This window comes from Streptomyces novaecaesareae, from assembly GCF_000716875.1.
GTDB classification, from domain to species: Bacteria; Actinomycetota; Actinomycetes; order Streptomycetales; family Streptomycetaceae; genus Kitasatospora; species Kitasatospora novaecaesareae.
On the sequence record NZ_JNWQ01000082.1, the window covers coordinates 24,104 to 30,515 of the forward strand.

A 6,412-nucleotide genomic window follows, 5' to 3' on the forward strand; every position below is an offset into this window, starting at 1 on the left:
TCATGACCCCGCGTGAGCACGGCGACACAATGAGTGGATGTCACTCGTCACCGCACTGATCTACCGCCGACGCCACCGCCTCCTGGGCCGACTCGCCCGGGAGGCGCTCGCGTTCTACGGCATACCGGCGGACGGCAGCAGGCCGCTGCCGCACTCCGGGAAGCGGACCAGCCACTCCCCCTCGTCGCCCCCGGCCTCGGTGGCGCCCGAGTAGCCGTAGTGGATCGGCTGCCGGTCGCCGCCCAGCCAGCGGGCGTGCGCCAACTGCACCGACAGGGCGACCGGGTGGACCGGGACGGCCGGGGGGTGCGCGGCCGCCCGGCGGCCCCGGGCGGCCCGGCCCTGCGGGGCGGCCTGCTCCAGCACCAGCTCGTGCTCGGTCTCGCCGGGCCGGAAGGTCACCACCGTCTCCGTGCCGGGGCGGCGTGAGAGGCCGCCGGTGCCGTCCCCCCAGTACGCGGCGACCGTCACCGCGAGCGTGCCGTCCAGACTGCCGGTGTCCGGCCGGACGTACTCCTCCTCGGCGACCCAGCGCGCGTGGTGGCGGACCTCCTCCCCGCCGCACCGCTCGTCCCAGCGCACCCAGTAGCCGGCCACCCGTTTGACGGTCATGCCCTCGCGGACGACCCGGACCGCGAACCGCGCCGGACCGACCGGCCCGCAGGAGGCCAGGGAGACCACCGTCACCTGCTCGTACGTCACCTCGCCGTCAGCGGCGTCCTGCTCGATCATCGGTGAACCACCTTGCCGGGGAGTCGAGTTCGAGGACCGACTCTAGGACCGGGCCGGCCGGGTGCACGGCGATTGCGCGGTTCCGGCCCGGCCGGCCGCGCGCCCGGCTACTCTGCCCCTCCCGCTGCCCGGCCGGGCAGCCGGTCGAGTGCGATCCCGAAGTGCTCGCGGTAGGCGGCCGGTGTCTCGGCCTCGGTGAGCTGCCGTTCGGTGCGGGTGCCGTCGGGGGCGGTGCGGATGAGCCGGGTGCCGCTGAGCGTGATCCGGCCGCCGTCCCCGGTGAGCAGGGAGCAGGTGGTCGAGCGGGTGAAGTGCGAGTCCGGCGAGGTGCTCTGCCACCAGCAGGTCGGGCCGAAGTCGGCGAGCGGGTACGGGCGCGCGTCGAGGCGGTACTGCGGGGCGCCGTCCATCAGGACGTCCAGCTCGCCGTGGGCGCCGTACGGAGCGACGGTGAACGTGCCGTGCGGGTCGGGCTGCGGGCCGCGCTCGCCCAGCCGCAGCGGGAGCAGGCTGAACCGGCCGAAGCCGACGTCGACCAGCCAGGGCTCGTCCAGGTCGACCCGCAGCGCGAGGTGGTCGAACGGCGGGCCGGGGCGCTCCGCGTCGAAGACCCGGCCGGCCAGCAGGCTCACCCGGTAGCCCAGGGACCGCAGCAACTCGGCGAAGGCGCCGTTCAGTTCGTAGCAGAACCCGCCGCGCCGGCGGTCCACCACCTTCGCCACCAGGGCCTGCGGGTCGAGCACGACGGGCTCGCCGAGGTGGATGCTCAGGTTCTCGAAGGGGACGGCCCCGAGGTGGGCCTGCTGCAGCCGCGCCAGCGCCGGCGCCGACGGCTCCCCGGGCTCCGCCACCCCGATGCGCGCCAGGTACGCCGTCCGCGCGGCGGTCGTCAGGCCCTCGTACGGCTTGTCGTGATCCATCCGCCCATTCCAGCGGGGGCGGAGGGCGGTCGGCCATCGGTCCTTGGGCCTAGGACCTCCCGGGCGGAGAAATGCCACCGCCCCGGAGTGGGAAGTCGGACCGGCCGACTTCCCACTCCGGGGCGATACGTGTGCCAGGGGCAGCCGTGATTACTCGACGACGCCGGACTTGGCGATGGTGATCTTGGCCGAGGTGCGGCCGCTCTGCGAACCGAGCGACTCGATCTTCTTCACCAGGTCCAGACCCTCGACGACCTCGCCGAAGACGACGTGCTTGCCGTCCAGCCAGTCGGTGACGATGGTGGTGATGAAGAACTGCGAGCCGTTGGTGTTCCGGCCGGCGTTGGCCATCGAGAGCAGGCCCGGGCGGTCGTGCTTGAGGGTGAAGTTCTCGTCCGCGAACTTCTCGCCGTAGATGCTCTTGCCGCCGGTGCCGTTGTGGTTGGTGAAGTCACCGCCCTGCAGCATGAAGGCCGGGATCACGCGGTGGAAGCCGGAGCCCTCGTAGCCGAAGCCGTTCTGGCCGGTGGCCAGCTCGCGGAAGTTCCGGGCGGTCTGGGGCACGACGTCGTCGAACAGCTTGAAGACGATCCGGCCGGCCGGCTCGTCGTTGATCGTGATGTCGAAGAAAACGTTGGAAGCCATGCAGGGATCATGGCATGCGCGGTCGACTCGCGCGCGGCACCCCCGGACGGACACCGGCGCAGGGCGCCGTGTTATCCGGCGTGCTGCGCGGCCAGCGCCGGGTAGTCGGTGTACCCCTCGGCACCGGCCGTGTACATCAGCCCGTCGCGGACCTGGTTGAGCGGGGCGCCGGTGCGCAGGCGCTCGACCAGGTCGGGGTTGGCGAGGAAACCGCGGCCGAAGGAGATCAGGTCCGCGCCCGCCGCCAGCAGCCGCTCGGCCGCGGCCCGGCCGCCGTCCTCGGGCAGCGGCCCGCCCCAGCCCAGCACCGGGTTGGCGATCAGGGTGCCCGGCCAGGACTTGCGGAGCTCCTGGAAGACGGCGTCCTCCGGGTCGGCGAAGACCACGTGCAGGTACGCGAGGCCGTCCTCCGCGAGCTCGCCGACCAGCGCGCGGTAGATCTCCGCGGTGTCCCCCTCGTCCATGCCCTGCCCGGTGAAGCCGGGCGAGACCCGCAGGCCGACCCGCTCCGGGCCGATCTCCGCCGCGACCGCCCGGACCACCTCGACCACGACGCGGATCCGGTTCGCCACCGGGCCGCCGTACCCGTCGGTGCGCAGGTTGGTGTTCCGGGCGAGGAACTGGTGCAGCAGGTAGCCGTTGGCGCCGTGCACCTCGACCCCGGCGAAGCCCGCCTCGACGGCGTTGCGGGCGGCCGCCGCGAAGTCGGCCACGGTCTGCCGGATCTCCTCCGCGGTGAGCTCCCGCGGGACGACGGCCTCCCGGGGCCCGCCCGGGGTGTGGACGGGCTCGGGGAAGGCGACCGGCGAGGGCGCGACCGGGTGCAGGCCGCTGTTCTCCGGGTGGCCGATCCGGCCGCCGTGCTGCAGCTGCAGGAACATCCGGCCGCCGGCCGCGGCGACCGCCCCGGTCACGGTGCGCCAGCCGGCCACGTGCTCCGGGGCGTGGACGGCGGGGATGTTGGCGTACGTCCGGCCGACCCGGTTCGGGGTGGCGGCCTCGGCGATGATCAGCCCGGCCCCGGCGCGCTGCGCGTAGTACTCGGCCATGATCGGCCGCGGAACACCGTCGGCGCCGGCCCGGGTGCGGGTCATCGGAGCCATCACCAGGCGGTTGGGAAGGTGGAGCGGGCCGAGTTCGGCGGGCTGGAAGAGGCCGGCGGTTTCCGTGTTCGTCGTCATGCCGGAACGGTAGAAGTTAACATCGATGTCAGGTTCAAGCTTCGAGACGACCTTCTGGATGACCTTCGGGGCGACCTTCGGGATGACCTTCGGAATGACGGGGTGGACGGCATGCGGATCGGCGAACTGGCCCGGCGGACGGGTGTGAGCGAGCGCTCGCTGCGCTACTACGAGCAGCAGGGGCTGCTGGTCGCCCGCCGCACCGCGGGCGGCCACCGGGAGTACCCGGAGATGGCCGTCGACCGCGTCGTGCACATCCAGGAGCTGTTCGCGGCCGGGCTGCACAGCCGCACCATCTTCAAGATCCTCCCCTGCATGCGGGACTCCGACGGCAGCCCCAGCGAGATCGCCACCCCGCTGCTGGTCGAGGAGCTCACCGCGGAGCGCGAACGGATCGACCGGATGATCACCGACCTGCTGCGCTCGCGCGAGGTGCTGGACGAGGTGATCGTGACCGCCTCCGGGCAGCCGCCGGAGGCGCTGCAGCCGCCGCAGCCGTCGGCCGAGGCTGCCTAGCTGCCTAGGCCTCCGGCTTACGGGCGAACACGTAGGCCTGCGGGGTCTTCTCCTCGCCGTCAGGCTCGCGGACCGTCCGGGAGGTGACCGACAGGCCCGCCTCGCGGGCCAACTCCTCGACGCGCTCCGGCCGCAGGCGGCGGAAGTCCAGCGAGACCGGCCGGCCGAAGGGTCGGTCCAGGTGCAGGGGCTCGTCGCCGACCTGGAAGGCGAGCAGCAGGTAGCCGCCCGGGGCGAGCACCCGGGCGAACTCGGCGAACACCTCCGGCAGCCGCTCCGCCGGGGTGTGGATGATCGAGTACCAGGCCACCGCGCCGGTCAACTCGCCGTCCCCGAAGGGGAGATCGAAGAGCGAGCCGACACTGAACGGCACCTCCGGGCAGGCCTCCCGGGCCAGCTCGACCATCCGCGGCGAGAGGTCGATCCCGCGCACGTCCAGGCCGAGCCGGTGCAGGTGGCCCGTCACCCGGCCCGGGCCGCAGCCGAGTTCGGCCGTCCTGGCGTCCGGGCGCTCGGCGCGGACGAGGTCGGCGAAGAGCGCCAGCATCGCCCGGTCCGTCGGCATGGTGTCCATCGCGTCCCGGTAGCGCTCGGTGTACTCGGTGGCGATGGCGTCGTAGAACGCCCTGGTCGTGGTGAGGAAGTCCGGCTCGGTCATGGTCCGGCACCCTACCCGGCGCCCGCGGGCCGGGCGGGCCCTGGTGCCGAACGCCACTGAGGCCTACAGGTCCAGCTCCGCCACCGTCTGGTCGCCGCTCAGTTCGCCGGTCGGGCGGAAGCCGAGGCGGGCGTAGAACCCCGCCGGGCCGTCCGGGTCGGGCACGTACGTGACGGTGACGCGGGTGCCGCCGCGGCGACGGATCTCCGCGCACACCTGCTCCACGGCGAAGCGGCCGTAGCCCCCGCGCTGCGCGTCGGCGTCGATCAGCAGGTGCCACAGGCCGGAGCGGGGGCGGTCGCCGGGCCGCTCCGGGTGGAAGCGGACGTCGAAGAAGGCCATCACGAAGCCCACCGGCCGCTCGCCGTCCAGGATCAGCCGGGGCCAGGCGGTCTCCCCGTAGGCGTACGCCTCGGCCAGCGACTTCACCACCGGCGCGACCAGGCCCTCCTGCTCGGGGCGCACCCGGAGGGCGAGGGCCGCGTCGATGTTCCCGGGGGTGATGGCGGCCAGGCTGAGCGTGGATGACATGGCGGGCATGGATGACATGGCGGGCATGGATGACGTGGCGGGCATGGCGGGCAGCCTACGGAGCGGGCTGCCCGCCGTCGTGCGGTTTTCCGGCGCCGCGGGAAGGCCCTGCCGTCACTCCCCCGCGGGGAAGTCGGTGCCGCGGCCGACCGCCGCCCAGGCCTCGGCCTCCTGCCGGGCGGCGTCCAGGCTGCCGAGGACGGCGTCCACGGCGTCGCTGCCGAGCGCGAGCCGCAGCGGCGTCCGCTCGGCGTCCAGGGCGGCCAGGATCGCTGCGGCGGCCTTCACCGGGTCGCCGGGCTGCTTGCCGTCGGAGTCCGGCAGGCCGGTGCGGACCGGGCCGACCACCGGCTCGTACGCGGCGATCGGGGTGGTGTGGGCGAGCGCGCCGCCGCCCGCGAAGCCGGTCCGGAACGCGCCCGGCTCGACGACCAGCACCTTGATCCCGAACCCGGCGACCTCCTGGGCCAGCGCCTCGGACAGCCCCTCCAGCGCGAACTTGGTGGCCGAGTAGGCGCCCACGCCGGGGAACGTGAAGCGGCCGCCCATGCTGCTCATCTGCACCACCGCGCCCGAGCCGCGGGCCCGCATGTGCGGCAGCACCGCGCGGGTGAGCGCGGCCGGGCCGAAGAAGTGCAGGTCCATCAGGTCCCGCAGCTCGCGGTCGGTGTACTCCTCGACGGCGCCGATCAGGCCGCGCCCGGCGTTGTTCACCAGGACGTCGATCCGCCCGTGCCGCTGTACGGCCTCCGCGACGACGGCGGGGATCCGTTCCTGGTCGGTGACGTCCAGCCGGACCGGGACCAGCCGCTCCGGGTGTGCGGCGGCCAGCTCGGCCAGCGTCTCGGGGCGCCGCGCGGCCGCGACGACGGTGTCGCCGGCCGCCAGGGCGGCCTCGGCGATCGCCTGGCCGAAGCCGGAGTTGGCGCCGGTGATCAGCCAGACCTTGCCGGTGGTCTCCTCGTGCGCGGTCATCCGCGTTCCTCCGTACTCAGTTGCACCACAGGGCAGTTGACGATCATTTATACGACAACCCCGGCGGCCGTCGGCCCGGCCGACGCGGAAAAGCCCGGAGCCCCCGGCCGATCGGAATCGGCCGGAGGCTCCGGGACTTGACCGCTCAGCCTGCCGTTACGGCAGGTTGCGGGCCATGACGATGCGCTGGACCTGGTTGGTGCCCTCGTAGATCTGCGTGATCTTCGCGTCCCGCATCATCCGCTCCACCGGGT

At 73.5% G+C, this 6,412-nt stretch carries 9 protein-coding genes; 1 reads left to right on the forward strand and 8 read right to left on the reverse strand.

Going from position 1 to position 6,412, the window contains the following annotated elements; all coding sequences use genetic code 11:
- Positions 1–114: 114 nt before the first annotated feature.
- From OP86_RS26180 to OP86_RS26195, 4 genes are all read right to left on the reverse strand, one after another.
- Entirely contained in the window at positions 115–732 is a 618-nt protein-coding gene (locus OP86_RS26180) for a hypothetical protein (RefSeq protein WP_030260761.1), read from the reverse strand.
- Between the two features lie 107 nt (positions 733–839).
- A complete protein-coding gene (locus tag OP86_RS26185) occupies positions 840–1,652 on the reverse strand; it encodes an arylamine N-acetyltransferase family protein (protein ID WP_051830673.1) in 813 nt (270 codons plus the stop codon).
- A gap of 150 nt (positions 1,653–1,802) precedes the next feature.
- Complete coding sequence (locus tag OP86_RS26190) at positions 1,803–2,297, reverse strand: peptidylprolyl isomerase (protein ID WP_030062173.1); 495 nt, start codon at positions 2,295–2,297, stop codon at positions 1,803–1,805.
- Between the two features lie 71 nt (positions 2,298–2,368).
- Positions 2,369–3,478, reverse strand: a complete 1,110-nt coding sequence (locus OP86_RS26195) for an oxidoreductase (RefSeq protein ID WP_030062172.1) — start codon at positions 3,476–3,478, stop codon at positions 2,369–2,371.
- Between the two features lie 111 nt (positions 3,479–3,589).
- On the opposite strand from OP86_RS26195, the gene OP86_RS26200 reads away from it, so the two are divergent.
- Positions 3,590–3,994 (forward strand): MerR family transcriptional regulator, encoded by a 405-nt coding sequence (locus tag OP86_RS26200; RefSeq protein WP_030062171.1) that lies wholly within the window; start codon positions 3,590–3,592, stop codon positions 3,992–3,994.
- A gap of 4 nt (positions 3,995–3,998) precedes the next feature.
- Here OP86_RS26200 and OP86_RS26205 read toward each other — a convergent pair whose 3' ends face one another.
- The 4 genes from OP86_RS26205 to OP86_RS35195 all read right to left on the reverse strand — a co-directional run.
- The gene (locus OP86_RS26205; RefSeq protein ID WP_030062170.1) at positions 3,999–4,652 is read right to left on the reverse strand and encodes a class I SAM-dependent DNA methyltransferase; all 654 of its coding nucleotides are present in this window, start codon (positions 4,650–4,652) and stop codon (positions 3,999–4,001) included.
- A 63-nt stretch (positions 4,653–4,715) separates the two neighbouring features.
- The gene (locus tag OP86_RS26210; RefSeq protein WP_030062169.1) at positions 4,716–5,183 is read right to left on the reverse strand and encodes a GNAT family N-acetyltransferase; all 468 of its coding nucleotides are present in this window, start codon (positions 5,181–5,183) and stop codon (positions 4,716–4,718) included.
- 114 nt (positions 5,184–5,297) lie between these two features.
- Positions 5,298–6,158 carry an oxidoreductase gene (locus tag OP86_RS26215; RefSeq protein WP_030062168.1) on the reverse strand — a complete coding sequence of 287 codons (861 nt, stop codon included), beginning with the start codon at positions 6,156–6,158 and terminating at the stop codon, positions 5,298–5,300.
- Between the two features lie 156 nt (positions 6,159–6,314).
- Positions 6,315–6,412, reverse strand: a 98-nt coding sequence (locus OP86_RS35195; protein WP_157849844.1) for an acyl-CoA dehydrogenase family protein, incomplete at its 5' end; no start/stop codon positions are given.

What these genes read in the sequence shown, in the direction of transcription:
- OP86_RS26210 (WP_030062169.1), bottom strand. Translation starts at nt 5,183, where the DNA reads ATGTCATCCACGCTCAGCCTGGCCGCCATCACCCCCGGGAACATCGAC.
- OP86_RS26185 (WP_051830673.1), bottom strand. Translation starts at nt 1,652, where the DNA reads ATGGATCACGACAAGCCGTACGAGGGCCTGACGACCGCCGCGCGGACG.
- OP86_RS26215 (WP_030062168.1), bottom strand. Translation starts at nt 6,158, where the DNA reads ATGACCGCGCACGAGGAGACCACCGGCAAGGTCTGGCTGATCACCGGC.
- OP86_RS26195 (WP_030062172.1), bottom strand. Translation starts at nt 3,478, where the DNA reads ATGACGACGAACACGGAAACCGCCGGCCTCTTCCAGCCCGCCGAACTC.
- OP86_RS26200 (WP_030062171.1), top strand. Translation starts at nt 3,590, where the DNA reads ATGCGGATCGGCGAACTGGCCCGGCGGACGGGTGTGAGCGAGCGCTCG.
- OP86_RS26180 (WP_030260761.1), bottom strand. Translation starts at nt 732, where the DNA reads ATGATCGAGCAGGACGCCGCTGACGGCGAGGTGACGTACGAGCAGGTG.
- OP86_RS26190 (WP_030062173.1), bottom strand. Translation starts at nt 2,297, where the DNA reads ATGGCTTCCAACGTTTTCTTCGACATCACGATCAACGACGAGCCGGCC.
- OP86_RS26205 (WP_030062170.1), bottom strand. Translation starts at nt 4,652, where the DNA reads ATGACCGAGCCGGACTTCCTCACCACGACCAGGGCGTTCTACGACGCC.